This window comes from Rhodococcus sp. IEGM 1351 (assembly GCF_030056875.1).
Classification (GTDB): Bacteria; Actinomycetota; Actinomycetes; order Mycobacteriales; family Mycobacteriaceae; genus Rhodococcus_F; species Rhodococcus_F opacus.
Genome location: NZ_JASHKU010000178.1, coordinates 1 through 221, shown reverse-complemented (window position 1 = coordinate 221; position 221 = coordinate 1). Strand labels below are relative to the sequence as shown.

The following is a 221-nucleotide window of genomic DNA, read 5'->3' as shown; positions in this document are numbered from 1 at the left end:
GGCACGGTGTGGTCACCGCCGACCAGGTCGTGCAATCGCTGCAGCGGATGGCCCCGGTGGTGGACCGGCAGAACGAGGCCGACCCGACCTACCGGCCGCTGGCCCCGGACTTCGACACCAACATCGCGTTCCAGGCCGCGAAGGAACTCATCCTCGACGGCACCACCCAGCCCTCCGGCTACACCGAACCGATCCTGCACCGCCGCCGCCGCGAATACAAA

At 68.8% G+C, this 221-nt stretch carries 1 pseudogene; it reads left to right on the top strand.

Annotated elements, in window-relative coordinates:
• Positions 1–221, top strand: a pseudogene (locus tag QM806_RS41210) (malate synthase G); the annotation flags it as partial.